The sequence below is a fragment of the Azoarcus sp. DD4 genome (genome assembly GCF_006496635.1).
Taxonomy (GTDB): domain Bacteria; phylum Pseudomonadota; class Gammaproteobacteria; order Burkholderiales; family Rhodocyclaceae; genus Azoarcus.
In genome coordinates this window covers 1,887,934-1,911,444 of the sequence record NZ_CP022958.1, presented here as the reverse complement: position 1 = coordinate 1,911,444, position 23,511 = coordinate 1,887,934, and the positions used below count along the sequence as shown (strand labels likewise).

At 66.3% G+C, this 23,511-nt stretch carries 25 protein-coding genes; 12 read left to right on the top strand and 13 right to left on the bottom strand.

All coding sequences use genetic code 11. The annotated features are described in order from the left end of the window. Positions 1-3 precede the first annotated feature (3 nt). Both nth and CJ010_RS08955 read left to right on the top strand, forming a co-directional pair. A complete protein-coding gene (gene nth, locus CJ010_RS08960) occupies positions 4-636 on the top strand; it encodes an endonuclease III (protein ID WP_141020627.1) in 633 nt (210 codons plus the stop codon). 31 nt (positions 637-667) lie between these two features. Beyond that, positions 668-1,108, top strand: coding sequence for a DUF1841 family protein (locus CJ010_RS08955; RefSeq protein ID WP_141017715.1), 441 nt, complete (start codon positions 668-670; stop codon positions 1,106-1,108). 45 nt (positions 1,109-1,153) lie between these two features. Here the strand turns inward: CJ010_RS08955 and CJ010_RS08950 are convergent, their stop codons facing one another. Next, complete coding sequence (locus CJ010_RS08950; protein WP_240794534.1) at positions 1,154-1,501, bottom strand: cytochrome c; 348 nt, start codon at positions 1,499-1,501, stop codon at positions 1,154-1,156. Next, complete coding sequence (locus CJ010_RS08945) at positions 1,498-1,815, bottom strand: cytochrome c (RefSeq protein WP_141017714.1); 318 nt, start codon at positions 1,813-1,815, stop codon at positions 1,498-1,500. The genes CJ010_RS08950 and CJ010_RS08945 overlap by 4 nt, the downstream gene beginning before the upstream one ends. Before the next feature lie 120 nt (positions 1,816-1,935). On the opposite strand from CJ010_RS08945, the gene CJ010_RS08940 reads away from it, so the two are divergent. Both CJ010_RS08940 and CJ010_RS08935 read left to right on the top strand, forming a co-directional pair. Next, positions 1,936-2,787 carry a MoxR family ATPase gene (locus CJ010_RS08940; RefSeq protein WP_141017713.1) on the top strand — a complete coding sequence of 284 codons (852 nt, stop codon included), beginning with the start codon at positions 1,936-1,938 and terminating at the stop codon, positions 2,785-2,787. A 46-nt stretch (positions 2,788-2,833) separates the two neighbouring features. Further along, positions 2,834-4,012: a VWA domain-containing protein gene (locus tag CJ010_RS08935; RefSeq protein ID WP_141017712.1), complete on the top strand. Its 1,179-nt coding sequence runs from the start codon at positions 2,834-2,836 to the stop codon at positions 4,010-4,012. Positions 4,013-4,042: 30 nt separating this feature from the next. On the opposite strand, the gene CJ010_RS08930 is transcribed toward CJ010_RS08935, so the two are convergent. Further along, positions 4,043-4,813, bottom strand: a complete 771-nt coding sequence (locus CJ010_RS08930; RefSeq protein WP_141017711.1) for an MBL fold metallo-hydrolase — start codon at positions 4,811-4,813, stop codon at positions 4,043-4,045. Positions 4,814-5,052: 239 nt separating this feature from the next. After that, the gene (locus CJ010_RS08925) at positions 5,053-5,565 is read right to left on the bottom strand and encodes a MarR family winged helix-turn-helix transcriptional regulator (protein ID WP_141017710.1); all 513 of its coding nucleotides are present in this window, start codon (positions 5,563-5,565) and stop codon (positions 5,053-5,055) included. 219 nt (positions 5,566-5,784) lie between these two features. Between CJ010_RS08925 and CJ010_RS08920 the strand changes: the two genes are divergently transcribed. After that, on the top strand, positions 5,785-7,227 hold the full coding sequence (locus tag CJ010_RS08920; RefSeq protein WP_141017709.1) for a chloride channel protein: 1,443 nt from the start codon (positions 5,785-5,787) through the stop codon (positions 7,225-7,227). 47 nt (positions 7,228-7,274) lie between these two features. Here the strand turns inward: CJ010_RS08920 and CJ010_RS08915 are convergent, their stop codons facing one another. From CJ010_RS08915 to greB, 3 genes are all read right to left on the bottom strand, one after another. Continuing rightward, positions 7,275-7,763, bottom strand: a complete 489-nt coding sequence (locus CJ010_RS08915; RefSeq protein WP_141017708.1) for an aminoacyl-tRNA deacylase — start codon at positions 7,761-7,763, stop codon at positions 7,275-7,277. 204 nt (positions 7,764-7,967) lie between these two features. Continuing rightward, a complete protein-coding gene (gene htpG / locus CJ010_RS08910) occupies positions 7,968-9,902 on the bottom strand; it encodes a molecular chaperone HtpG (protein ID WP_141017707.1) in 1,935 nt (644 codons plus the stop codon). A gap of 85 nt (positions 9,903-9,987) precedes the next feature. Then, positions 9,988-10,542: a transcription elongation factor GreB gene (gene greB, locus CJ010_RS08905; protein ID WP_141017706.1), complete on the bottom strand. Its 555-nt coding sequence runs from the start codon at positions 10,540-10,542 to the stop codon at positions 9,988-9,990. A gap of 207 nt (positions 10,543-10,749) precedes the next feature. On the opposite strand from greB, the gene CJ010_RS08900 reads away from it, so the two are divergent. From CJ010_RS08900 to CJ010_RS08885, 4 genes are all read left to right on the top strand, one after another. After that, positions 10,750-10,965, top strand: coding sequence for a YdcH family protein (locus CJ010_RS08900; protein WP_141017705.1), 216 nt, complete (start codon positions 10,750-10,752; stop codon positions 10,963-10,965). A gap of 77 nt (positions 10,966-11,042) precedes the next feature. Further along, positions 11,043-12,347, top strand: a complete 1,305-nt coding sequence (locus tag CJ010_RS08895) for an O-acetylhomoserine aminocarboxypropyltransferase (RefSeq protein WP_141017704.1) — start codon at positions 11,043-11,045, stop codon at positions 12,345-12,347. Between the two features lie 3 nt (positions 12,348-12,350). Further along, positions 12,351-13,157, top strand: a complete 807-nt coding sequence (locus CJ010_RS08890; RefSeq protein ID WP_141017703.1) for an alpha/beta fold hydrolase — start codon at positions 12,351-12,353, stop codon at positions 13,155-13,157. A 138-nt stretch (positions 13,158-13,295) separates the two neighbouring features. Further along, a complete protein-coding gene (locus CJ010_RS08885) occupies positions 13,296-14,093 on the top strand; it encodes a DUF2189 domain-containing protein (protein ID WP_141017702.1) in 798 nt (265 codons plus the stop codon). A gap of 9 nt (positions 14,094-14,102) precedes the next feature. On the opposite strand, the gene CJ010_RS08880 is transcribed toward CJ010_RS08885, so the two are convergent. Then, a complete protein-coding gene (locus CJ010_RS08880; RefSeq protein WP_141017701.1) occupies positions 14,103-14,954 on the bottom strand; it encodes an endonuclease/exonuclease/phosphatase family protein in 852 nt (283 codons plus the stop codon). A 121-nt stretch (positions 14,955-15,075) separates the two neighbouring features. On the opposite strand from CJ010_RS08880, the gene CJ010_RS08875 reads away from it, so the two are divergent. Genes CJ010_RS08875 through CJ010_RS08865 form a run of 3 tightly spaced genes read left to right on the top strand, consistent with a single transcriptional unit; the run spans position 15,076 to position 18,194 of the window. After that, positions 15,076-16,089 carry a cation diffusion facilitator family transporter gene (locus tag CJ010_RS08875; RefSeq protein ID WP_141017700.1) on the top strand — a complete coding sequence of 338 codons (1,014 nt, stop codon included), beginning with the start codon at positions 15,076-15,078 and terminating at the stop codon, positions 16,087-16,089. 27 nt (positions 16,090-16,116) lie between these two features. Next, complete coding sequence (locus tag CJ010_RS25265; protein ID WP_141017699.1) at positions 16,117-16,974, top strand: HDOD domain-containing protein; 858 nt, start codon at positions 16,117-16,119, stop codon at positions 16,972-16,974. Further along, positions 16,971-18,194, top strand: coding sequence for a benzoate/H(+) symporter BenE family transporter (locus CJ010_RS08865; RefSeq protein ID WP_141017698.1), 1,224 nt, complete (start codon positions 16,971-16,973; stop codon positions 18,192-18,194). Before CJ010_RS25265 ends, CJ010_RS08865 begins: the two co-directional genes overlap by 4 nt. On the opposite strand, the gene CJ010_RS08860 is transcribed toward CJ010_RS08865, so the two are convergent. From CJ010_RS08860 to CJ010_RS08840, 5 genes are read right to left on the bottom strand one after another with little or no spacing between them, the layout of a single operon-like run. After that, positions 18,141-18,617: a hydrogenase maturation protease gene (locus tag CJ010_RS08860; protein WP_141017697.1), complete on the bottom strand. Its 477-nt coding sequence runs from the start codon at positions 18,615-18,617 to the stop codon at positions 18,141-18,143. The two genes, CJ010_RS08865 and CJ010_RS08860, sit on opposite strands and share 54 nt — an antisense overlap. A gap of 45 nt (positions 18,618-18,662) precedes the next feature. Continuing rightward, entirely contained in the window at positions 18,663-20,126 is a 1,464-nt protein-coding gene (locus tag CJ010_RS08855; protein ID WP_141017696.1) for a Ni/Fe hydrogenase subunit alpha, read from the bottom strand. 8 nt (positions 20,127-20,134) lie between these two features. Further along, on the bottom strand, positions 20,135-20,677 hold the full coding sequence (locus CJ010_RS08850; protein WP_141017695.1) for an NADP oxidoreductase: 543 nt from the start codon (positions 20,675-20,677) through the stop codon (positions 20,135-20,137). 39 nt (positions 20,678-20,716) lie between these two features. Then, on the bottom strand, positions 20,717-21,421 hold the full coding sequence (locus tag CJ010_RS08845; RefSeq protein ID WP_141017694.1) for a 2Fe-2S iron-sulfur cluster-binding protein: 705 nt from the start codon (positions 21,419-21,421) through the stop codon (positions 20,717-20,719). Further along, positions 21,418-23,265 (bottom strand): NAD(P)H-dependent oxidoreductase subunit E, encoded by a 1,848-nt coding sequence (locus CJ010_RS08840; RefSeq protein ID WP_141017693.1) that lies wholly within the window; start codon positions 23,263-23,265, stop codon positions 21,418-21,420. Before CJ010_RS08840 ends, CJ010_RS08845 begins: the two co-directional genes overlap by 4 nt. Positions 23,266-23,511: the final 246 nt, after the last annotated feature.

Here is a 23,511-nt window from a genome sequence, read left to right as displayed (position 1 = left end):
ACGATGAAGCGCGACGCGATCCGCGAATTCTTCCGTCGACTTGCCGCAGCCAATCCCGAACCGAAAACCGAACTCGAGTACGCCACGCCATACCAGCTGCTGGTGGCGGTGGTGCTGTCGGCGCAGGCGACCGACAAGAGCGTGAATATCGCCACCCGCAAGCTGTTCGCCGCGGCACCGACGCCGGAGGCGATGCTCGCGCTCGGCGACGAAGGGGTGGCCGACTACATCAAGACCATCGGCCTGTTCCGCAACAAAGCCAAGAACACCGTGGCGCTGTCGCGCCTGCTGCTAGAGCGGCATGGCGGCGAAGTGCCCAAGGACCGCGAAGCGCTCGAAGCGCTGCCCGGTGTCGGCCGCAAGACGGCCAACGTCGTGCTCAACACCGTTTTCCGCGAACCGGTCATGGCGGTCGACACCCACATCTTCCGGGTCGCCAACCGTACCGGGCTCGCCCCGGGCAAGGACGTGAACGCAGTCGAGCAAGCCCTGCTCAAACGCGTACCGAAGGACTACCTGCTCGACGCCCATCACTGGCTGATCCTGCACGGCCGCTACGTCTGCACCGCGCGCAAACCCGATTGCGCTGCCTGCATCGTGCGCGACCTGTGCCTGTTCCGCGACAAGACCGCCTGAACGCGGCGGCAACCCGAAGAGAGAATCGCTCATGTTCAATCCGACCCGCGACGAAGTGCGCAATTTCTTCATCGAAGCTTGGCGGAAGTACCAGGCGCGCGAGGTCCTGACCCCGCTGGAGACCATCGCCGCCGACATCGTCGCCCAGCATCCCGAATACCACGCCGTCGTAGACAAACCGGATTCGGTCGACCGCGATTTCCCGCCCGAAGCGGGTCAGGTCAATCCCTTCCTGCACCTGTCGCTGCACCTCGCGATCGAGGAGCAGCTGTCGATCGACCAGCCGCCGGGCATCCGTGCCGCCTTCGAGGCCGCCTGCGCGCATCGCGGCGAACGGCACGCGGCCATGCACGACGCCCTCGAATGTCTGGGCGAAACCCTGTTCAACGCCCAGCGCAACGGCACCCAGCCCGACGGCGTCGCCTATGTCGCAGCCTTGCGACGCAGCGCCGGGGTCGGGCCGCTTGCGTGAGCCATCGCCCGCCGCGGGTCCAGTTAGCGGTTCTGCCGCGTTTGTTCAACGCTTGAGGTAGAGCCCCTGCTGGCTGGCGAACCAGGCCGCGAGATCGGCAATGTCGCGCTTGCTCAGGTTTTCCACCTGTGCCGCCATGATGGGATTGCGCCGTTTGCCGGCCTTGTAGTCCGACAGGGCCTGGCGCAGGTAATCCTCATGCTGGCCGGCCAGGCGGGGAAATTCGACGGTAGCGCTGTTGCCATCCGCGCCGTGACAGGCCGCGCAGGTGGAGGATATCTCCTTGCCGCGCACTGCATCACCCCCGATCGCCGGGCTTGCCAGCGCCAGCACCAGCCCTCCCACGCAGGCACGCATGAAATCGGCCCAGCCGCGAACGGCGTTGCGGTTCATTTTCCACCCCCGTAGTACGCAGCCAGATCGGCCATATCCTGCTCGGACAGGCTACGTGCAATACCCTGCATGGTCGGGTGACTGCGCTCTCCGGCCTTGTAGGCCTCCAGCGCACGCACGATGTAGGCCGGGTGCTGGCCGCCGAGCTTGGGCACCGAATACACCGCGGGAAAGCTGGTCCGGTAACCCGGAATGCCGTGGCATCCGATACACATCGACAACTTGCCCTTCGCCGCTTCGGCATTGCCCTCCGCCGCCACCGCCTGCAGGCTTGCGGCCAGCATCACCGCTGCCATCAGATATCGTCCGCGCATGCTGTCCCCTTGTCGTTTATGCGCTTGCCGCAGCAAGGCTTGTCCGTAGCCGCCAAGACGGGTACGGGCTCCACTAAAGCTAGTCCTATAATCGCCAAGAATTAATCAGAGGAATCCCCGATGTCCCAGCTCCGTTTCGAAGGCTCGCAGGACTACGTCGCCACCCCCGACCTGATGCTGGCGGTCAATGCTGCCATCCGCCTGCAGCGTCCGCTCCTGATCAAGGGCGAACCCGGCACCGGCAAGACCATGCTGGCCGAGGAGGTCGCCGCCGCGCTCGGCCTGCCGCTCTTGCAGTGGCACATCAAGTCCACCACCAAGGCGCAGCAGGGGCTCTACGAATACGACGCGGTTTCGCGCCTGCGCGACTCACAGCTCGGCGACGACCGCGTCAAGGACATCGCCAACTACATCGTCAAGGGCGTGCTGTGGCAGGCCTTCGAGGCCGAGACCCAGACGGTGGTGCTGATCGACGAGATCGACAAGGCCGACATCGAATTCCCGAACGACCTGCTGCGCGAGCTCGACCGCATGGAATTCCATGTGTACGAGACGCGCAAGACGGTGCAGGCGCGTCACCGTCCCATCGTCTTCATCACCTCGAACAACGAGAAGGAACTTCCCGACGCCTTCCTGCGCCGCTGTTTCTTCCACTACATCAAGTTTCCCGACCGCGACACCATGCAGCGGATCGTGGATGTGCACTTCCCCGACATCCGCAAGACGCTGCTCGGCGAGGCGCTCGAAGTCTTCTTCGGGCTGCGCGACATTCCCGGCCTGAAGAAGAAGCCCTCGACCTCCGAGCTGATCGACTGGCTCAAGCTGCTGGTCGCCGAGGACATCCCCCCGGAGGCGCTGCGCTCGCCCGACCAGAAGGCCATCGTGCCACCGCTGGCCGGCGCACTGCTGAAGAACGAGCAGGACATGCATCTCTTCGAGCGCTTGGTGTACATGGCGCGGCACAACCGCTGAGCGGCGAGCGACCGTCGCCGTCCCACCGGGTACAACAGACAATGCCATGCTGATCGACTTCTTCCTGCACCTGAAGGCGCGCAAGCTGCCGGTGTCCACGCGCGAATTCCTCACCCTGCTCGAAGGCCTGCGCGAACGCGTGTGCGGGCATTCCATCGACGAGTTCTATTTCTACGCACGTGCCTGCCTGGTCAAGGACGAATCGCTCTACGACCGCTACGACCAGGCCTTCGGCGAGTACTTCAAGGGCGTCAGCGAACTGCCCGGCATGGACGCCGAAATCCCGGAGGACTGGCTGCGTGCGGCGATGAAGAAGCATCTCAGCCCGGAGGAACAGGCCAGACTGCAGAAGCTCGGCTGGGACAAGCTGATGGAGGAATTCCGCAAACGCCTGGACGAGCAGAAAGGCCGCCACCAGGGCGGCAGCAAGTGGATAGGCACCGGCGGCAGCTCGCCCTTCGGCAACAACGGCACCCACCCGGAAGGCATCCGCGTGGGCGGCGATTCCGCCGGCAACCGGACCGCGGTGAAAGTGTGGGACAAGCGTGAGTTCCGCAACCTGGACGATAGCGTCGAACTTGGCACCCGCAACATCAAGGTCGCGCTACGCCGGCTGCGCCGCTTTGCCCGCGACGGTGCGGCGGAAGAACTCGACCTCGACGGCACCATCGCCGCGACAGCACGCAACGCCGGCTGGCTGGATCTGCTGATGCGGCCGGAACGCCACAACGCGGTCAAGGTGCTGCTGTTCTTCGACGTCGGCGGCTCGATGGACGACCACATCAAGGTGTGCGAGGAGCTGTTCTCCGCCTGCCGCACCGAGTTCAAGCACCTCGAATACTTCTACTTCCACAACTGCGTATATGAAACCGTATGGCGCGACAGCAGCCGGCGTCACCATGAACGCACCGAGCTGCTCGACGTAATCCATCGCTACGGGCCGGACTACAAGCTGATCTTCGTCGGCGACGCCACCATGAGCCCCTACGAGATCCTGCACCAGCACGGCTCCATCGAGCACATGAACGCCGAACCGGGCGCCGCCTGGCTGCGCCGCCTGCTCGACGCCTACCCAGCGGCTGCCTGGCTCAATCCCGAGCCGGAACGGCTGTGGGGCTACCGCAAATCGATCGAGCTGATCCACCAGATCGTCGGAGGCCGGATGTTCCCGATGACGCTGGACGGCCTCGGCCGCGCGATGCAGTCGCTCTCGAAGAAGCACTGACACTCGCCCGCGGTGCGCGGGAACGGCTGTTCAGGGCGCGCGGTAGTTTTCCTGCGTCATCAGATCGACGCCGCACTGCAGGTTCTCGATCCAGTCGAGGAAGCGGTTGACCATCGCCTTGCCCTCGAAACGCGCGCCGTGCTGCGGCACGATCATCTCGACGTCGAGGCTGCGCACCATGTTCACCCAGAAGCGGCCGATCTTGTTCGACACCATGTAGCGGCGGTGGAAGCCGATCATGTACTGGATGTGCTTGTCGAAATCCTTCACCGGTTGCAGGGCGTCGGCGTGATCGATCAGCGATGCGCCCATGTCGCCCGAGAACAGGATCTTGGAGATCGGATCGTAGAACTGGAAGTTGCCTTCCGAGTGCATGAAGTGCGCCGGCAGCGCCTTCAGCTTGCACTGCCCCAGCGGCACCAGCATGCCTTCGTCGGGAATGCCGATGATGCGGTCGGTGTAGTCGCGGCCGGTGGTGAAGTGCGGCAGGAAGCGCGCCCACAGCTTGGAGATCATCACCCGGCAGCTGGTCGTCACCATCCACTTGTTGAGCGAAGCGATGATGTCGGGATCGGCATGCGAGGCCAGGATGTAGTCGAGGTTCTTCGACGGGAAATAGCGTTGCATCCCCATCAGCAGACCGTTGTACGTCATGTTGCCACCGGGGTCGACCAGCGCGCCATGATCGCCGTCGACAATCAGGAACTGGTTGCACTGAACGGCATGGTCGGCCTCTTCGTCCACGAGGTCGTAGAAGGCCAGGCAGACATGTTTGCCATCGTTGTAGAGCTCGACCGCCATGTTTCAATCACCCTGTCGTATGACGCAACCGCCCCTGCGGATGCACGGCGGCCAACTCTACCGCAGCCGGGCCGGGCTGTGTCGTCCTCGACACCTGCGCTTGACGCGCATCAACTCGCGCGAAAGTACCGATTGCTTCGGCCCGCCCAAAAAAAACGCGGCCCGAAGGCCGCGGAAGTTGCTGTCCGTCCGCACAACGCGAAACGAGTGGCCGGTATGCCCGCCGGCCCGGGTGTCCATCATTCGGTGAAGGGCAAGGGCTGCATGCCGAAGCCTTCATCCAAATCCTTGATCTGCCTAAGCAGGACGTCGAGTTCGCCCTGCAGCCGCGACAGCGCTTCCTCGTCGAGAAGGCGCAACGCCTCGGGCAACACGCCGCGCGCCGGGGAAGGCGCACGCCGCAGCAGGGCTTCGCCCTCCTCGGTAAGGTACAGCCGCACCACGCGCTGATCTGCACTGGTGCGCTCCTTGCGGAGCAGCTTGCCGGTTTCCAGACGATCGACCATGTTGGACGCGGTCGACTGGTGCAGGGCCATCCTGTTGGCCAGCTCGCCCACGCGCAGGCCCGGCGCTTCGCTCAATTCCTGGAGTGCCCACAGCTGGGCACCGGTAACCCCGCTCTGACGTTCGATCCATTGGGAATGACGCTGCGCGGTACGGATCAGCACCCTGAAGCGCTGCAGCACCGACAAGGGCGTAACAGTGGTTACTTTGTCCGCGGGCTTCTTCAAGGCGTTTTGCGACGGGGGCATCTACGTGGCTCCAACTATATTTGCTCAAATCATCATTGTCAAAAATTTAACCATTTCGGCGGCCGAGGCGTATCGTAACGGCTGTGCGTCGTAACACTGCCGAGGCCACAACCGATGGCTTATGTGTTTCAACGCCTATGCTGCCAAAAAAGTTTAGTACCAAGGTAATAATTCCCTCACACCCGACGCGCCCCGCGCAGCCCGCTCCTTGCGCCGCACATGCAGCCACCGCCTTCCCCGCCATCCGAACCGTCCCCCCCAAAGTTGCCTCCCGGCCCCACGCCCGACTCCACCTCGGGCCGCACCCTGCGCCACCTTGCGCGCGGGGGTCGCCGCTATGCCTTGCCATGGCTGTCACCGGGACGCTGGCACCAGCGCTTGCTGCTGGTCGGCGCCGCCCTTCTGGCCGGCCTGATTGCGATCAGCTTCGCCATTGGCGCCGAACTGGCCATCGACTGGCATCACCGGCTGATGTCGTACAGCCCCTGGTTGACGCTGATCATCGCACCCGGCGGTTTCGCGTTGATGGCCTGGCTGTCGCGCCGCTTCTTCGCCGGCACCGAAGGCAGCGGCATCCCGCAGGCGATCGCTGCCTCGCTCACCGACGACGGACGGCTGCGACGGCGCTTCCTGTCCTTGCGGATCGCGATCGCGAAAGTCCTGCTCACGCTCGGCGGCCTGCTTTCCGGCGCGTCCATCGGCCGTGAAGGTCCGTCGGTACAGATCGGCGCCTCGGTCATGCACATGCTCGCCGGGCGCCGGAGGGGCCGCATCGCCTCCAGCCGCGACCTCATCGTGGCCGGCAGCGGCGCCGGCATCGCCGCGGCCTTCAACACGCCACTCGGCGGCATCATGTTCGCGATCGAGGAGATGTGCCGCTATCGTGCCTTCCGCGCCAACAGCACCACGCTGACGGCGGTGATCTTCGCCGGTCTGATGTCGCTCGCCGTACTGGGCAACTACACCTATTTCGGTCGTACGCCTGCCGCCATCGGCTGGCCGGGTGGCATCTGGCCGGTGCTCATGTGCGGGATGCTTGGCGGGCTGCTCGGCGGCGGCTTCTCGCGGCTGCTGATCGCGTCGTCACGCGGCCTGCCTGGACGGGTCGGCAGCTTCGCACTGACGCGCCCGATCGCCTTCGCCGCGGCCTGCGGGCTGGCGACGGCACTGATCGGCCTGCTGACCGGCGGCCTGACCTACGGTACCGGCTACGCCGAATCGAAGGCCGCGCTCGAAGGCGCCGCCGGACTGCCAATCTACTTCATGCTGGCCAAGATGGTGGTGATCTGGCTTGCCTTCGTGTCGCGCATTCCGGGCGGCATCTTCGCACCCGCGCTGGCGGTGGGCGCCGGGCTGGGCGCCGACATCGCCTACTTCATGCCGGACGACCAGGATGCCGCCATCCTGGTTCTCGGCATGGTCGCCTTCCTCGCCGGCATGACCCAGACGCCGATCACGTCCTTCGTGATCGTCATGGAAATGACCGCCAACCACCAGATGCTGCTGCCCCTGATGGCAACGGCGGTGGTCGCGCACGGATTCTCGAAATCGGTGGCGCCGCTGCCGCTCTACCATGCACTCGCGCACCCCATCCTGCGCAGGCTCGAGGCCGAAGCGCACCCTCACCCTTCCGCAGCACCCCACAGCATGCTGCCGAAATAAACCACGCCCCTGCCGCCTTCTGGCGGTTCGGTGGCGGGAAGGTCGGCTCAGTGATGACGCCAGTTGTGTTCGCCGAAGCGCACATGACTGGCTTTTTCCATGTCCATCATCGCCATGAAGGTTTCGCGGCTCATCTGGATGATCCGCTCATGGTCGCCCGCCTCGAAATAGATTTCAGGGTGATCGGCCAGACTGTCGTCCATCACCATGCGCATGCCGTAAGCTGCACCGAGCGGAGGAACCGCGCCGGGCTCGCAGTCACCGAACAGGCGCCCGATTTCGTCTTCGGTGGCCAGACGCAGACGGCAATTCAACTCCTTGCTCAGTCTGCCCAGCTGCACATGGTGGGTGGACGGCAGCACCGCCATCAGGAAGCCGTCGTCGTCTTCGAGGACGACCGATTTGGCCAGGCAGCTACCGGGTACATGGGCCAACTGCGCGGTCTCCATGCTGTTATGCGAATGCGGGTGGCTCAGCACGTCATACCGCAATCCATGCTGATCCATGTAGTCCTGGACTCTGGAGGCAATGGCCATGATCATTCTCCTCGGTTTCGGCGCCGGGCTTGTGTTCTTGAACCTTGCCCGCAATGCGGCATCGACACTGCGATCCCTTTTCACTCCCTGCGGCCCCCGACAGCCGCCGCATTTCATTCTAGGTCGCGGGTGCGGACATGCCAGTCGCTCCCGTCAACGTAAAACCGCCCCGTAGGGCGGTCCGGACTGCGTTGACGAGGGCGCTCAGTTGCCGCTCATCGCCATCATCAGCTGGTTGATGCGCTTGACGAAGGTGGCCGGGTCGTCGAGCGTGCCGCCCTCGGCGAGCAGCGCCTGGTCGAACAGCACCGCGGCCCAGTCGTCGAAGTTCTTGTCCTCGTACTTCAGCCGCAGCACCGCCGGGTGGTTGGGGTTGATCTCGAGGATGGGCTTGGACACCGGCGCGCTCTGGCCGGCAGCCTTCAGGATGCGCGCCAGATTCATGCCCATGTCATGCTCGTCGGCCACCAGGCAGGCCGGCGAGTCGGTCAGGCGCAGGGTCACCTTGACGTCCTTGACGCGCTCGCCGAGGCTGGCCTTCATCTTCTCCAGCAGCTCCTTGTAGTCGTCGGCGGCCTTCTCCGCTTCCTTCTTCTCGGCCTCGTCCTCCAGCGCGCCCAGGTCGAGACCGCCCTTGGCGACCGACACCAGTTGCTTGCCGTCGAACTCGGTGAGGTTGCCGATCACCCATTCATCGACGCGGTCGGAGAGCAGCAGCACTTCGATGCCCTTCTTGCGGAAGACTTCCAGGTGCGGGCTGTTCTTGGCGGCGTTGAAGGTCTCGGCGGTGACGTAGTAGATCTTGTCCTGGCCTTCCTTCATGCGCTCGATGTAGTCCTTGAGCGACACGATCTCGTCCGGCGTATCGGCCTTGGTCGAGGCGAAGCGCAGCAGGCCGGCGATCTTCTCCTTGTTGGCGAAATCCTCGCCCACGCCCTCCTTCAGCACCTTGCCGAACTCCTTCCAGAAGGTGGCGTACTTCTCCTTGTCGCCCGCCTCGTCGCTGGTGGCGAGGTCTTCCAGCAGCGACAGCACCTTCTTCGTGCAGCCGGCGCGGATGGTGTCGATGTCCTTGGATTCCTGCAGGATCTCGCGCGACACGTTGAGCGGCAGGTCGGCGGAATCGACCACCCCGCGCACGAAGCGCAGGTAGGTGGGCATCAGCTTCTCGGCGTCGTCCATGATGAAGACGCGCTTCACATAGAGCTTGATGCCGTGCTTGGCGTTGCGGTCCCACAGGTCGAAGGGCGCGTGCGCCGGCACGTAGAGCAGGTTGGTGTATTCGTGGCGGCCTTCGACGCGCGAATGGGTCCACGCCAGCGGCTCGTCGTAGTCGTGGCCGACGTGCTTGTAGAAGGCCTTGTACTCGTCTTCCGAGATGTCGTTCTTGGAGCGGGTCCACAACGCATTGGCTTGGTTCACCGTTTCGTCTTCTTCGGTGACGACCTGCGCCTTCTTGTCCTCGTCCCACTCCTCCTTCTTCATCACGATGGGCTGGACGATGTGGTCGGAGTACTTGCGCACCAGGCTCTTCAGCTTCCACGACGACAGCAGGTCTTCCTGGCCGTCGCGCAGATGCAGGGTGATCTCGGTGCCGCGGCCGGGCTTGTCGATGTCCTCGACGGTGTAGGCACCGGCTTCGTCGCCGGCCATCGAGCACTGCCACTTCACCCCGGCCGAGGCCGGCAGGCCGGCGCGGCGGGTCAGCACGGTGACGCGGTCGGCCACCAGGAAGGCGGAGTAGAAGCCGACACCGAACTGGCCGATGAGGTTGGCGTCCTTCTTCTGGTCGCCGGTGAGCTTGCCGAAGAACTCGCGCGTGCCCGACTTGGCGATGGTACCGAGGTGGGCGATCGCTTCGTCGCGGCTCATGCCGATGCCGTTGTCGGCGATGGTGATGGTCTTGGCGTCGGCATCGAAGCCGATGCGGATCTTGAGGTCGCCGTCACCTTCGAACAGCGCCGCGTTGTCGAGCGCCTCGAAGCGCAGCTTGTCGCAGGCGTCGGACGCGTTGGAGACCAGCTCGCGCAGGAAGATCTCGCGGTTGGAGTAGAGCGAGTGGATCATCAGGTGAAGCAGCTGCTTCACCTCGGCCTGGAAGTTGAGGGTCTGGGCGGTAGCGGTGTGCGCTTCGGACATGGATGCAGCTCCGTGTTTTTCAGATCGACGCCCGCCCATATGGGGCCGACCCCGGCGCTTTCAAGCCCCCGCCCGCAAGTCCGGCTCAGATGTAGCGGACTTCGCTGACCTCGATCTCGCGCGGCCCCGCCGGGCTCATGAAGCGCACCGTCTCGCCCACCCGAACCTTGAGCAGCGCCCGCGCCAGCGGCGAGATCCAGCTGATCCGCCCGTCCGACGCATTGGCCTCGTCCACGCCGACGATCTGCCAGGTCTGCTCCTCGCCGCTGTCGATGTCGGTGATGGTCACCGTGGCACCGAAGAAGACCTGATCCACGTTCTCCTGGCGCTCCGGGTCGACCACGTCGGCGCTCTCGATGCGCTTGATCAGGAAGCGGATGCGGCGGTCGATCTCGCGCAGCCGCTTCTTGCCGTAGATGTAGTCGCCGTTCTCCGAGCGGTCGCCGTTGCCAGCCGCCCAGGCCACGGTTTCGACCAGCTTGGGACGCTCGATCCGCACCAGCTGGTCGAGCTCGACACGCAAGGCATCGTAGCCGCGCCGCGTCATGTAGTTCTTGCTGCCCGGCGGCAGCCTGAGTGCAGGCGACAGTTCCTCGTCGTCGTCCTGCCCGTCGCCTTCCTTGACGAATGCCTTGTTCACACCCTGCTCCAAACGACGCTGTCCAACAATCCGGCGATGTTACGGGATGGCCAGCAGCCAGGCCAGACACCCACTTGCGACTTGCGGCCCGGCGCATCGAACGGAAATCCATTTCCGTGAAGTTGTCATTCTCCGGGCCGGCGCATACCATTGCCTGGATTCGACTTTCGACCAACGGCGCATGCGCCACCGCCCGAGCTTACTCCGATGAACGACGAAGCCTTCGATGACGTCACCAGCCTCCATGCGCGGCTCGAAGCGCTGCGCGGCGAGCATCGCGACCTCGACGACGCGATCGCCCGGCTGGGTTCCAACCCGCAGGACGACGAGTTGCTGCTGCGCCGCCTCAAGAAGCGCAAGCTCGCGATCAAGGACCGCATCACCATCATCGAACGCATGATCGAGCCCGACGAGCTCGCCTGACGCTCCCCGCTCCCGACCCCGCCCGCACTCGCGGTGCGCTGTCCGGGATATCCGCTACCCCGCCTTCAGCCCGTCCGATGACCCAGACCGATCTCTTCGGCAGGGAAACGCTCGCCCTGCACGCCGGCCAGTCGCCCGATCCCGTACACGGTTCGCGCGCCACGCCCATCCATTTCACCACCAGCTACGTGTTCAGCGACGCCGACCAGGCCGCCGCGCTATTCAATCTGGAGCGCCCCGGCCACGTCTATTCGCGCATCTCCAACCCCACCACCGCGGTGCTGGAAGAGCGCGTCGCGGCGCTCGAAGGCGGGGTCGGCGCGATCGCGTTGGCCAGCGGCCAGGCCGCGCTGCACCTGGCCATCACCACGCTGATGGGCGCCGGCGGCCACATCGTCGCCTCGCGCGCGCTCTACGGCGGCTCGCACAACCTGCTCGGCTACACCCTGCCGCGCTTCGGCATCCACACCACCTTCGTCGATCCGCACGACCTCGACGCCTGGCGCGCCGCCATCCGGCCGGAAACCCGGCTGTTGTTCGGCGAATCAGTCGGCAACCCCGGGCTGGACGTGCTCGACATCCCGGCGGTGGCTGCCATCTCCCACGAACACAAGCTGCCGCTGCTGATCGACGCCACCCTGGTGAGCCCGCTGCTGCAACGCCCGCTCGAACTCGGCGCCGACCTGGTGATGCACTCCGCCACCAAATACCTCGGCGGCCACGGCGTCGCCGTCGGCGGGATCATCGTCGATGGCGGCCGCTTCGACTGGGAAGCCTCCGGCCTGTTCCCGACGCTCACCGAACCCTACGACGGCTTTCACGGCATGGACTTCGCCGAGGAATCGCCGGTCGCCGCCTTCCTGCTGCGGGCGCGGCGTGAAGGCCTGCGCGACTTCGGCGCCTGCCTGTCGCCGATGAACGCCTTCCAGATCCTGCAGGGGCTGGAAACCCTGCCGCTGCGCATGCGCGCCCACGTTGCCAATGCGCGCGCGGTGGCCGAACACCTCGCCGCCCATCCGCTGGTGGAAAAAGTCGCCTATCCCGGCCTGCCCGGCCACCGCGACCATGCGCTCGCCACCCTCCTGCTGCCCGAGGGCTGTGGCGCGGTGATGTCCTTCGACCTAAAGGGCGGACGCGAAGGCGGCCGCGCCTTCATCGGCGCGCTGCGGCTGTTCTCGCATCTGGCCAACGTCGGCGACGCCAAGTCGCTGGTGATCCACCCCGCCAGCACCACCCACTTCCGCATGTCGGCCGCCGACCTCGCCGCCGCCGGCATCGGCGAAGGCACGGTGCGGCTGTCTGTCGGCATCGAGAACTGCGCCGACCTGATCGCCGACCTCGACCGCGGCCTCGCCGCGGTGGCGCGCCTGTTCAAGGAGTGAGCGATGGACATCGTCGTCAATGAACGGCGCACCCGCGTCTACACCGGCGGCCGCAGCTTCGACCGCGAGCTACCCACCGTCGTGCTGATCCACGGCGCCGGCCACGACCACTCCGTGTGGAACTGCCAGGCACGCAGCCTGGCGCATCACGGCTACGGCGTGATCGCCCCCGACTTGCCCGGCCACGGCGTCTCGGCCGGTGATCCGCTGACGGGCATCGATGCGCTCGCCGATTGGATCCTCGCCCTGCTCGACGCCTGCGGCGTGGTCCGCGCCAGCCTGGTCGGCCACAGCATGGGATCCTTGATCGCACTCGCCGCTGCCGCGCGTGCCACAGACCGCATCGACCGTCTTGTGCTGGTCGGCAGCGTCGCCCCGATGCCGGTAGCACCGCCGCTGCTGCAGGCCGCCGCCGAGGCACGCGACACGGCCCACCGCATGATCAACCAGTGGTCCTTCAGCCCCACCGGCCAGCTCGGCCAGGCTGCGGCGCCCGGCACCTGGCAGACCGGCTTGAACCGCCGCCTGATGGAACGCCAGGCCGACGGCGTGCTCGCCACCGACCTCGGCGCCTGCAACGCCTGGAATGCCGGGCTGGAGGTCGCCGCCGCGGTGCGCTGCCCCACCCTGCTGATTTGCGGCGAACGCGACCAGATGACGCCGCCACGTGCGGTAAAACCCTTACGCGATGCGCTGGTCAACGCGGCCGGCGGTGCGCGTATGATCACCGTGAGCGGTGCCGGCCATGCCATGATGGCCGAAGCGCCGAATGCGATCAGTGACGCGATACGGGGGTTTCTGCACACATAACATCAACATCCGGAACAGGCTCTTCGGGCGCTGCGTCCTTTGCTGCGGCGCCCACCCAGGCCACATGGCCCGCCGCAATGCCCGCCTGTTCCACCCCCGTTCCGCTGCGCCGACACGAACCCACCAGAGGAGAGAGACATGTCGCAGCCGAACGAAGCCCCACTCGCCAAGGATGAAGGCCTACCCTTCCCGGGAATCCGCGATGTCCCGGCGACCTCGCCGCTGCGCTGGCTGGCACGCGGCTTCTCCGACCTGCGATCCTGCCCGATTCCCAGCCTCTTCTACGGCTTCTGCTTTGCCGGCATGGGCTTGCTGATCACCTTCGTGTTCGAGCATGCCTACGAATACACCTCGGCGCTCACCTCCGGCTTCCTGCTGCTCGGCCCCTTCCTGGCGATGGGCCTCTACGAGATCTCCCGCCGCCACGAGCTCGGCGAACACTGCTCGCTCACGCCGACGCTCACCGTGTGGCGGCGCAACGCCGGCAACATCGGTCTTTTCGCCGTCGTGCTCGGCATCGTCTTCCTGATCTGGGCACGCGCCTCGCTGGTCGTGTTCGCGCTCTTCTACACCAACGAGATGCCCAATCTCTCCGGCTTTCTGGAGCAGTTGCTGAAGATGGAGAACTTCGAATTCCTCGCCGTGTACTTCGGCGTCGGCCTGCTCTTCGCCGGGCTGGTGTTCGCGGTCAGCGTGGTGTCGATCCCGCTGATGCTGGACCGCAACCAGGATGCGATCACCTCGATGCTCGCCAGCATCGCCGCGCTCGCCCGCAATCCCGGTGCGATGCTGGTATGGGCGGCAGTGATTGTCGGCGTGACCCTGATCGGCTTTCTCACCTTCCATCTCGGGCTGGTGGTGCTCATGCCCATCATCGGCCATGCCACGTGGCATGCCTACCGCGACCTGGTCGAACCGCTGGCGGAGATCCGCTGAGCGCAGCGACTAATCGGCCAGATCGAGCAGCAGCGGCTGATGGTCGGAGGCATCGGTATCGGCGATGACCCGCAACTCGCGCACCCGCGCCGCGATGTCGCCGGAGACGAAGGCGAAATCGCAGCAGTAGGGGCGATCCGGCCATTCCGCCCCGTGCAACCCGACGGACGGTGGATGCGGCGCGGCACCGTGCAGCACCTGCCAGGCATCGATGAAGCCCGCCTCTGCCAGCGGCAAGGCCTCGCACATCGCCGCGTGATCGGACGAACCCGGCTCGCAGTTGAAATCGCCGCACACCACCGCCGACACCGGGCGCGGGCGCGTCGCGAAGGCGGGATTGGACTCCTTGCCCACCGGCGCCACCTGCGCCGTTGCCGCCACATCCTGCTGGATCGCACGCAGCGCCTGGATCTGGGCCGCACGCTGCAGGCCCGAGTAGTACTCGAGATGCGTGGTCATCACCCGCAGCGGCCCGAAGGCCGCTGCAATCACCGCCTCCACGCAGACCCGCTGCATGCTTGGCCAGGCGGGATCGGGCGGACTCGGCAGCAGATGACGGAAAACCTGCCCCACCGGCAGGCGCGACAGCAGCAGGTTGCCGAAGCAGGCCCGCCCGCCGCAAGCGCCGGGCACATCGAGAGCGGCACCGAACACCGCCTCGTAACCTGGAAAGGCCGCCGCAAGCCGTGCCGGCCCGTCGTCATCGCCACCGCCCGGCAAGCCCGGAAAATGCTGCGCCACCTCCTGCAGGCAGATCACGTCCACATCGGGAATCGCGCGCAGTACGGCGATAGTGCGCTCGAGCGCGACGATGCCGTCCGCTCCGCGTCCCCACTGTATGTTCCAGCTGACGATGCGCATGTCCGTCTCCCGCGGATGGCCCGAAGTTCGTCGCGATCTTAGCGCCGCTCACGCAGGCGGCGCGATTCGGCGCGATAATTCCTGCCATTCGGCCTTTCCGCCTCCACCAGCCTTCTCATCCATGGCAGCTCATCACGACCACGGCACCGTTCCGCATCGACACGACCACGATCACGCGCATGCGGAGGCACACGACCATGACCACAAGCATGCGCACGACCATGGTCCGGGGCATCACGGCCACCATCACGGCGCCGGCCGCTGGCTGCCGCTCGCCCTCGCGCTGACGCTCGGCTTCGCCGCGGTGGAGGCGATCGCCGGCTGGTGGTCGGGTTCGCTCGCGCTGCTCGGCGACGCCGGCCACATGGTCACCGATTCGATGGCGCTGGGGCTGGCCGCCCTCGCCGCCCGTGTCGCCCGCCGTCCGGCCAGCGCCCGCCATTCCTTCGGCCTGCCGCGGGTCGAAGCCCTGGCCGCGCTGGCCAACAGCCTCTTCATGCTCCTGCTGGTCGCGGCCCTGCTGTGGCAGGCGATTCTGCGGCTGACCACGCCACGCGAGATATCGGGAGAGACGGTCACGCTGGTGGCTTTCGCCGGCCTCGCGCTCAATCTGGCGGTGGCGTGGCTGCTGACCCGCGGCGAGGGCGACCTCAACACCCGCGGCGCGCTGCTGCACGTGCTGGGCGACCTGCTCGGCTCGGTAGCTGCGCTGGCCTCCGGCCTGGTCATCCAGTTCACCGGCTGGGTCACCATCGACCCGCTGCTGACCATGCTGATCTGCGGCCTGATTCTCGCCTCGACGCTGTCGCTGCTGCGCCACGTGGTGCACACCCTGCTGGAGGGCGTGCCCGACCACCTGTCGCTGCCGGATGTCGGCCGGGCGATGGCGAGTATCGACGGCGTGCGCTCGGTACACGACCTGCACATCTGGAGCCTCGGTTCGCAGCGTACCGCGCTGTCGGCCCACATCGTGCTGACCGAGACCGGGCGCTGGCCCACGATTCTTGCCGGCCTGCAGCAGCTGCTGGCCGAACGATTCGGCATATCCCATGTCACCCTGCAACCGGAGTTGCCGCCGGCCGAACCCGTGGTTTTCATGCCGCGGCATTCCCGACCGGCGCACGATGGCCGATAATCCGCGCGTCACACTGGAAACCTCGCCATGCATTCCGCCCTGGAACTCGTCAGCCACGTCGAAGCGCTCGCCTCGCTGCCTTCCGTCTACCACCGCATCCGGGAACAGCTGGATTCGCCCGACGGCTCCGTCATCGAGGTCTCCCGCCTGGTCTCGGCCGACCCTGCGCTGACCGCGCGCCTGCTGCGGCTGGTCAACAGCGCGCTTTACGGTTACGGCGGCCAAATCGACACCGTCGGTCGCGCAGTCCAGATCCTCGGCCTGCAGCAGGTGCACGACCTCGTGCTGGCGATGTCCATCAGCTCGGTGTTCGCCGGCATCCAGCCCGAGCGGATGGACATGGCGCGCTTCTGGCGCAGCAGTGTGATGTGCGGCCTGGCCGCGCGCAGCATCGCCCGCGGTTGCGGCCAGCCCACTGCCGAGCGGCTCTTCGTCATCGGCCTGCTGGCCGATCTCGGCCACCTGGTGATGTACCAGACCGTACCGGCGCTGGCACTCGAAGCCCAGCACACCTCGGACACCACCGGTCAGGCGCTGCACGAGGTCGAGCACCGCGTCGTCGGCTGCGACTACGCCGAACTCGGCGCCACACTGATGAACCACTGGCGCCTGCCGTCCTGTTTCGCCGAAGTGATCGGCGCCCAGATCGTGCCGCGCCTCGGCGGCGAATACACCTTCGACGCGGCCATCCTGCACGTCGCCAGCCACATCGTCGCGGCCGACCGCAAGGGCGAGACGAGCGAGGCGGCAGCGGCCACCATCGACCCCATGGTCTGGACCCAGCTCGACATGTCGCCCGAAAGCCTCGGCCGCATCCGCGAGGATGCGGAACTCAACCTCGCGGCCTACGTCTCGCTGTTCTTCCCCAAGCTGCGCGTCAATTGACCCCGCCCGCCCCAGGCGACGCCACCACGACGGCGTGGTGGCGCGAGCTGTCGCTGTCTGCCGTCATCGCCGGCTTCGTCGCCGTCCTCGTAGGTTTCACCAGTTCGGCGGTGCTGGTCTTCCAGGCTGCGGGGGCATTCGGCGCCAGCCCGGACGAAATCGCTTCCTGGATAGGGGCGCTCGGCCTCGGCATGGGAGCGACGTCCATCGCCCTGTCGCTGCGCTATCGCGCACCGGTGCTCACCGCGTGGTCCACGCCGGGGGCCGCGATGCTGATCACCGCCGGCGCGGGCGTGCCGATGAGCGAGGCGATCGGCGCCTTCATGCTGTGCGCCGTGCTGATCACCCTGGCAGGCTTCAGCGGGCTCTTTGAACGCCTGATGAACCGTATCCCGGTGGCGCTGGCAGCCGGCATGCTGGCCGGCGTGCTGCTGCGCTTCGGGTTCGACGTCTTCGTGGTCATGCAGCACCGCTTCGTGCTGGTGTTCGCGATGTTCTGCGCCTACCTCGCCGGCCGCCGGCTGTGGCCGCGCTATGCGGTGGTTTCGGCGCTCGCGTTGGGCATCGTGATCGCCGGCGGCCAGGGACTGCTGCACCTCGAGACGATCTCGCTGACCACGGTAACCCCGGTGTTCACGCCGCCCGCCTTTTCGCTCGGCGCCACTATCGGCATCGCACTGCCGCTGTTCGTGGTGACGATGGCCTCGCAGAACGTGCCGGGCATCGCCGTCATCCGCGCGTCGGGCTACCGCGTGCCGATATCGCCGGTCATCGGCTGGACCGGTATCGCCACTTTGCTGCTGGCGCCCTTCGGCGGCTTCGCGCTCAACCTGGCCGCCATCACCGCGGCGATCTGCATGGGCCGCGAGGCGCACGAGGATCCGGCCAGGCGCTATCTCGCTGCCGTCGCCGCCGGGGGCTTCTACCTGCTGCTGGGGCTGCTCGGCGGTACCGTAGGGGCGCTGTTCGCCGCCTTTCCACGCGAACTGGTGCTGGCCATCGCGGGCATTGCGCTGCTCGGCACCATAGGCAACGGCCTGGCGACAGCGCTGCGCGATGAAAAGGAACGGGAAGCGGCGCTCGTCACCTTCCTGGTCACGGCGTCCGGCACCAGCATTCTGGGCATCGGCTCGGCCTTCTGGGGCATCGTCGCCGGCAGCCTGACGCTAGTGGCGATGCATGCCGGCAAGCCGGCGCCAGGCAAGCAGTCCGGGCGCTGACAGCAGCGTCGCGAGCAATTCCCAGGCGTGGTCGAACGCCTCTTCGGCCAGCGGCGACAAGGCCTCACCGAGGCCGAAGCGTTCGCCCCGCACCGACAGCTGGAAGGACGGTGGCGCGTGCCCTTCGAGCTGCTCCAACACCGCGAGCACCGCTTCCGGCGCCAGGGCATGGCTGAATGCCGGTGTCGCCCGCGCCGGTTCGAGCTCCTGCAACTCGCAGGGGTGGCGCAAGCCGTGAGCCGCATCGATGAAGAGCACCAGATCGGCGCCGGCCAGGTCCAGGGCATGCTCGACCTGCAGCTGGAACTCGAGCTGCGTCTTCACCCCGGTAAAACCGGCCTCGGTGACACGCGTCAGCAGCATGGGGCCCAGTGCGTCGTCGCCGCGGGCATCGTTGCCGACGGCGATCACGACAACGTGCATCGCATCCTCCAGCAAGGCCGCATCGGCCCTTTCATGGTCCGCGCCTCAATCGCGCCGCACATGGTCCACCAATTGCCCGGCGGCATCGAACATGTCGACCTCCAGCGGCATCCGTCCCAGCGCATGGGTCGCACACGAGAGGCAGGGATCGAAGGCGCGAATCGCCACTTCGATGCTGTTGAGCGCCCCCTCGGTCAGCGCCTTGCCGGACACCGTCTGGCGCGCGACTTCGCGCACCGCGCTGTTCATCGCCTGGTTGTTGTGGGTGGTGGACACGATGAGATTGCACATCGTCACCAGGTCGTCGTTTCCAACACGGTAATGGTGGATGAGCGTGCCACGCGGCGCCTCGATGATCCCCACGCCCTCGCCACTGCGCACGCCGTCGGTCATCAAGGGGCCCGCCAAGAGGTCGGGATCGTCGAGCAGGTCGCGGATGAGTTCGGCGGCGTGCAGCATCTCGATCATGCGCGCCCAGTGATAGGCCAGCGGCGCGTGGACCGGCCGGCCGGCACCATGGTCGAGGAAGATGCGGCGCTCGGCCTCGGCCAGCGGCGTCGGGATGAAATCGCAGTTCTGCACCCGCGCCAGCGGACCGACCTTGTACCAGCCCTGTTCCGCCCCCCGTTCGGCGAGGTAGGGAAACTTCATGTAGCTCCAGGACTTGACCTCTTCGCGCAGCACGCGATGGTAGTCCTGGTCCGGGACCGCGTCGCGGATGATGGCGCCGTCGGCATCGCGGAAGCGCAATTGGCCATCGTAGAGGTCCATCGCGCCATCCGCCCGTACCAGACTCATGAAGCCGGAGGCGACCGTGCCGAAGCCGTCGTAGAGCGCAGGATTGGCACGATGCAGGCGCTTGACGAGTTCGACCGCGCCATGGCTCCACGACACCATGCGGCCGGCGTCGGCCTTGAGCAGATCGCGGTCCGCCACCGACAAGTGGCGGTTCATGCCGCCCGGCACGGCGCCCGTACCGTGGATGCGCTTGCCGGCGGTGGCGCGGATGATCTCCTGGCCGAACTTGCGCAGCAGCACCCCCTGGCGGGCGATGTCCGGGTATTCGGCGGCAACGCCGACGATGTTGCGCTTGCCGACCTCGGCATCGAAGCCGAACAGCAGGTCCGGCGAGGACAGATGGAAGAAGTGCAGCGCGTGTGACTGCAGGATCTGGCCGTAGTGCATCAGGCGGCGCAGCTTCTGCGCACTGGCCGTGATCGACTGCGCCCCCAGCACACGGTCCAGCGCCTTAGAGGCCGCGAGGTGGTGGCTTACCGGGCAGATGCCGCACAGGCGCTGCACCATCACCGGCACTTCCCAGTACGGGCGTCCCTGGATGAAGACCTCGAAGCCGCGGAACTCGACGATATGCAGGCGCGCCTCGCGCACCTCCCCGGCAGCGTCGAGCAGCAGCGTCACCTTGCCGTGGCCCTCCACCCTCGACACCGGGTCGATGACCAGGCGGCGCAGGCTCTCGCGCGCCTCGGCGGTTTCCAGTTCAAAGCTCATGACAGGTCTCAATCGAAATGCAGCATCGGATACGACAGGCGCGGCGTGCGCCCGGCGATCAGGTCGGTGAGGAACTTCCAGATCGCCTCGCCCGAAGGCGGGCATCCCGGGATGAAATAGTCGACGCGCACCACCTCGTGGATGGGGTGCACCTTGTCGAGCAGCAGCGGCAGTTCGGGGTCGTCCGGTACGCCCGGCGCATCCAGCCCTTCACGGTAACAATAGACCTCCTGCAGGCAGGCGCCGAGGTCGAGATGATTGCGCTGCGCCGGCAGGCCGCCGTTGATGGCGCAGGCGCCTACCGCGATCAGGGTCTTGCAGTGGCGGCGGAACTCGCGCAGCACGTGCACATTCTCGGCGTTGCATACGCCGCCTTCGATCAGGCCGATGTCGCAGGGCGCGCACTGCTTGATGTCGGTCAGCGGCGAGCGGTCGAATTCGACCAGTTCCACCAGTTCGAACAGATGCTCGTCGATGTCGAGCAAGGACATGTGGCAGCCGAAACAGCCGGCGAGCGAGGTCGTGGCGATGCGCAGCTTGCGGTGTTCCATCTTCGCCTCCCGGCGGGCATCGTCTGCCCGCAGCTCTCATTATTCGTCGCGCGCCATGGCAACCGTATGAATCGGCGCCTCGTCGTACTTGCGCTGGCCGATGGGCACGGCGAAGCCGACGCGCTTCTTCAGGATGACGCCCACCGGACAGATGTCGGCAGCCAGGTCGTCGGCAGCGAAGTCGGTATCGCCCAGCCGGCCGGATTCCGCGTTCACGACCAGGTGCTTGCCGATGCCACGGCCGGTCAGCGCGAACACGTTCTTGTTGTCGACATCGCGACTGGCCCGCACGCACAGCTCGCAGAAGATGCAGCGGTTGAAATCCAGCAGCACGTCGGGGTGCGAGGCGTCGACCGGGCGATCCGGGTAGAAGTGATTGAAGCGGCCCGCGCTCATCTCGAGATCGTAGGCAAGCGCCTGCAGCTGGCAGTTGCCGCTCTTCTCGCACGAGGGGCAGAAATGGTTGCCCTCGACGAACAGCATCTGCAGCAGCGTGCGGCGCTCGGCGTTGATCTCGGGCGTGTTGCTCTCGACTTCCATGCCCTCCCTGGCGGGCAGCGCACAGGACGACACATGGCGGCCGGCGACCTTGACCACACACAGCTTGCACGAGCCATGCGGCGGAAAGTCCGGATGCCAGCACAGATGCGGGATGTAGTGGCCGGCCGCACGCGCGGCCTGCAGGATGGTCTGCCCTTCCTCGAAGGGCACCGGGCGGCCGTCGAACAGGAATTGCCGGCTCATTGTCCTTCTCCATGTCGCGGTGCGCGGCTGCCCTGGGCCCCCGCCGCCGTGGTGTCGTGGTTGGCAAGATGGGCAGCGGCATCGTCCCGCCCGGTGGCACGTCGCGCCGGTGCGAGCGCAGCGTCGAGATCGAAGGCCGGCTCGAAATCCAGCGTCTTCAGGCGGCGTTCGTAGGCCGGTCGGAACTTGAGCAGGGTGTCCAGCACCGGGTTGGGCGCCGCCGAACCAAGGCCGCAGTGGCTGGCATTCTTGAGCAGGCGGTCGATCCACTCGATGTCGGCCAGATCGCGCTTGGCGCCGTGACCGGCGGCAAGCTTGTCCATCGCGTTCTTCAGCAAGCTGGTACCGACGCGGCACGGGGTGCAGAAGCCGCAGCTCTCGTGAGCGAAGAAGTCGACGAAATTGCGCGCCACTTCGAAGAGATCGCGGCTGGAGTCGAACACCATGAAGGCACCGGCGGTGGGTACATCCTCGAAGGCGATGCGGCGATGGAACTCGTAGCTCGCCAGGGTGATGCCGGCCGCGCCCCCCACTTGCACCGCCTGCGTGTCGGAGGCGCCGCAGTCCTCCAGCACCCGCTCCACCGGCACACCGAAGGGGTATTCGTAGATGCCCGGGAAGGCGCAATCGCCCGACACCGACAGCAGCTTGGAGCCTGTCGACTGCGCTGTGCCGGTGGCAGCGAAGGCTGCACCGCCGTGCAGGGCGATCAGGCAGGTCTTGGCCAGCGTCTCGACATTGTTCACCACCGTCGGCCGGCCGAGATAACCGTGCGTCACCGGGAACGGTGGCCGGATGCGCGGCGTGCCACGCTTGCCTTCGAGCGATTCGAGCAGTGCCGTCTCTTCACCGCATATATAGGCACCTGCGCCGAGGTGGATGTCGATGTCGAAGTCGAAACCGGTTTCGCCCAGGATGCCGCGCCCGAGCAGACCGGCCAGGCGGCGCGCCTCGAGCGTCGCGCGCAGATGCGGCAACAGGTAGCGATACTCGCCGCGCAGGTAAAGAAAGCCCTGCTGCGCGCCGGTCGCCCAAGCCGCCAGCGTCATGCCCTCGAACACGGCGTCGGCCATGCGGGTGAGCAACACGCGATCCTTGAAGGTGCCGGGCTCGCCCTCGTCGGCGTTGCAGACCACCACCTTGTCCTCGCCCGGGGCCTCGCGACAGGCGGCCCACTTCACCGCAGTGGTGAAACCCGCGCCGCCGCGGCCGCGCAGGTTGGCGGCCTGCATCTCGTCGAGCCAGGCCGTACGTCCCAGGCGTATCGCAGCAGCAAGCGCGGAACCGGCCACGATGGCACTGCCCAGCAAGGCGTCGGCCCGACGGATGTTGTCTTCCACCGTGAAGAAGGCCGCCGGCCAGGCTTCCGGCGGCACCGCGCGCCTGACCAACTCGGCGATCTCATTGACGCGTTGATGGGTCAAACGTGTAAGCGGTCGCCCATTCACCAGCGCTGCCGGCCCCTGATCGCCCATGCCGATGCAGGAGGTCCGGGCGATGCTGACCAGGCCGTCCTCCGAAACCCGGCCCGGCTCGACCCAGAGCTTGCCGCATAGCGCCGCCATCAGCTCGGTGGAGCCCTGCATGCGTTCGGTGATGTTGTCGGAAAAGAGGACGTGGTAACGGCCAACCGGCTCGGTATGCAGAAAGCTGTAGAAACCGGCAACGCCCTCCACTCGGGCGCGAGGCAAGCCGAGTTCGGCGGCCACGGCCGTGAGCAGCGGCGGCGAGAGATGGCCGGCAACGTCCTGCACCTCGATCAGTATCTGGAGCAGGCTGGTCGATGCGCCGCCATGACGCTGCGCGACGGTCCCGACCAGGCTCCGCAGATCTTGCGTATTCATGCAGCCGGCTCCCATGACAAAGCCTGGAGCCATTATATGCGCCGTAAGCCATATGCATCCACCGCCGGAACCCGCGACCTGCCGTGTTGGTGCGGCGACGTCCGCCAACCACCGCCGGTAGTGGTGCAAACCAGCCCGGAGATTGCCGGTCGCAGTAGCCAAGCCCGCGAATCTACTGGGTTTTCGGCGCAGGAAGCATGCAAAAAGCACTACTACATCTAGTGCTTTAAAATTTCTTGACGCACA

What these genes read in the sequence shown, in the direction of transcription:
- CJ010_RS08940 (WP_141017713.1), top strand. Translation starts at nt 1,936, where the DNA reads ATGTCCCAGCTCCGTTTCGAAGGCTCGCAGGACTACGTCGCCACCCCC.
- CJ010_RS08840 (WP_141017693.1), bottom strand. Translation starts at nt 23,265, where the DNA reads ATGAATACGCAAGATCTGCGGAGCCTGGTCGGGACCGTCGCGCAGCGT.
- CJ010_RS08900 (WP_141017705.1), top strand. Translation starts at nt 10,750, where the DNA reads ATGAACGACGAAGCCTTCGATGACGTCACCAGCCTCCATGCGCGGCTC.
- CJ010_RS08845 (WP_141017694.1), bottom strand. Translation starts at nt 21,421, where the DNA reads ATGAGCCGGCAATTCCTGTTCGACGGCCGCCCGGTGCCCTTCGAGGAA.
- CJ010_RS08945 (WP_141017714.1), bottom strand. Translation starts at nt 1,815, where the DNA reads ATGCGCGGACGATATCTGATGGCAGCGGTGATGCTGGCCGCAAGCCTG.
- CJ010_RS08890 (WP_141017703.1), top strand. Translation starts at nt 12,351, where the DNA reads ATGGACATCGTCGTCAATGAACGGCGCACCCGCGTCTACACCGGCGGC.
- CJ010_RS08860 (WP_141017697.1), bottom strand. Translation starts at nt 18,617, where the DNA reads ATGCACGTTGTCGTGATCGCCGTCGGCAACGATGCCCGCGGCGACGAC.
- CJ010_RS25265 (WP_141017699.1), top strand. Translation starts at nt 16,117, where the DNA reads ATGCATTCCGCCCTGGAACTCGTCAGCCACGTCGAAGCGCTCGCCTCG.
- CJ010_RS08885 (WP_141017702.1), top strand. Translation starts at nt 13,296, where the DNA reads ATGTCGCAGCCGAACGAAGCCCCACTCGCCAAGGATGAAGGCCTACCC.
- CJ010_RS08850 (WP_141017695.1), bottom strand. Translation starts at nt 20,677, where the DNA reads ATGGAACACCGCAAGCTGCGCATCGCCACGACCTCGCTCGCCGGCTGT.
- CJ010_RS08915 (WP_141017708.1), bottom strand. Translation starts at nt 7,763, where the DNA reads ATGGCCATTGCCTCCAGAGTCCAGGACTACATGGATCAGCATGGATTG.
- htpG (WP_141017707.1), bottom strand. Translation starts at nt 9,902, where the DNA reads ATGTCCGAAGCGCACACCGCTACCGCCCAGACCCTCAACTTCCAGGCC.
- CJ010_RS08935 (WP_141017712.1), top strand. Translation starts at nt 2,834, where the DNA reads ATGCTGATCGACTTCTTCCTGCACCTGAAGGCGCGCAAGCTGCCGGTG.
- CJ010_RS08920 (WP_141017709.1), top strand. Translation starts at nt 5,785, where the DNA reads ATGCAGCCACCGCCTTCCCCGCCATCCGAACCGTCCCCCCCAAAGTTG.
- CJ010_RS08855 (WP_141017696.1), bottom strand. Translation starts at nt 20,126, where the DNA reads ATGAGCTTTGAACTGGAAACCGCCGAGGCGCGCGAGAGCCTGCGCCGC.
- CJ010_RS08930 (WP_141017711.1), bottom strand. Translation starts at nt 4,813, where the DNA reads ATGGCGGTCGAGCTCTACAACGATGGCAAACATGTCTGCCTGGCCTTC.
- CJ010_RS08895 (WP_141017704.1), top strand. Translation starts at nt 11,043, where the DNA reads ATGACCCAGACCGATCTCTTCGGCAGGGAAACGCTCGCCCTGCACGCC.
- CJ010_RS08880 (WP_141017701.1), bottom strand. Translation starts at nt 14,954, where the DNA reads ATGCGCATCGTCAGCTGGAACATACAGTGGGGACGCGGAGCGGACGGC.
- CJ010_RS08925 (WP_141017710.1), bottom strand. Translation starts at nt 5,565, where the DNA reads ATGCCCCCGTCGCAAAACGCCTTGAAGAAGCCCGCGGACAAAGTAACC.
- CJ010_RS08955 (WP_141017715.1), top strand. Translation starts at nt 668, where the DNA reads ATGTTCAATCCGACCCGCGACGAAGTGCGCAATTTCTTCATCGAAGCT.
- CJ010_RS08950 (WP_240794534.1), bottom strand. Translation starts at nt 1,501, where the DNA reads ATGAACCGCAACGCCGTTCGCGGCTGGGCCGATTTCATGCGTGCCTGC.
- nth (WP_141020627.1), top strand. Translation starts at nt 4, where the DNA reads ATGAAGCGCGACGCGATCCGCGAATTCTTCCGTCGACTTGCCGCAGCC.
- CJ010_RS08875 (WP_141017700.1), top strand. Translation starts at nt 15,076, where the DNA reads ATGGCAGCTCATCACGACCACGGCACCGTTCCGCATCGACACGACCAC.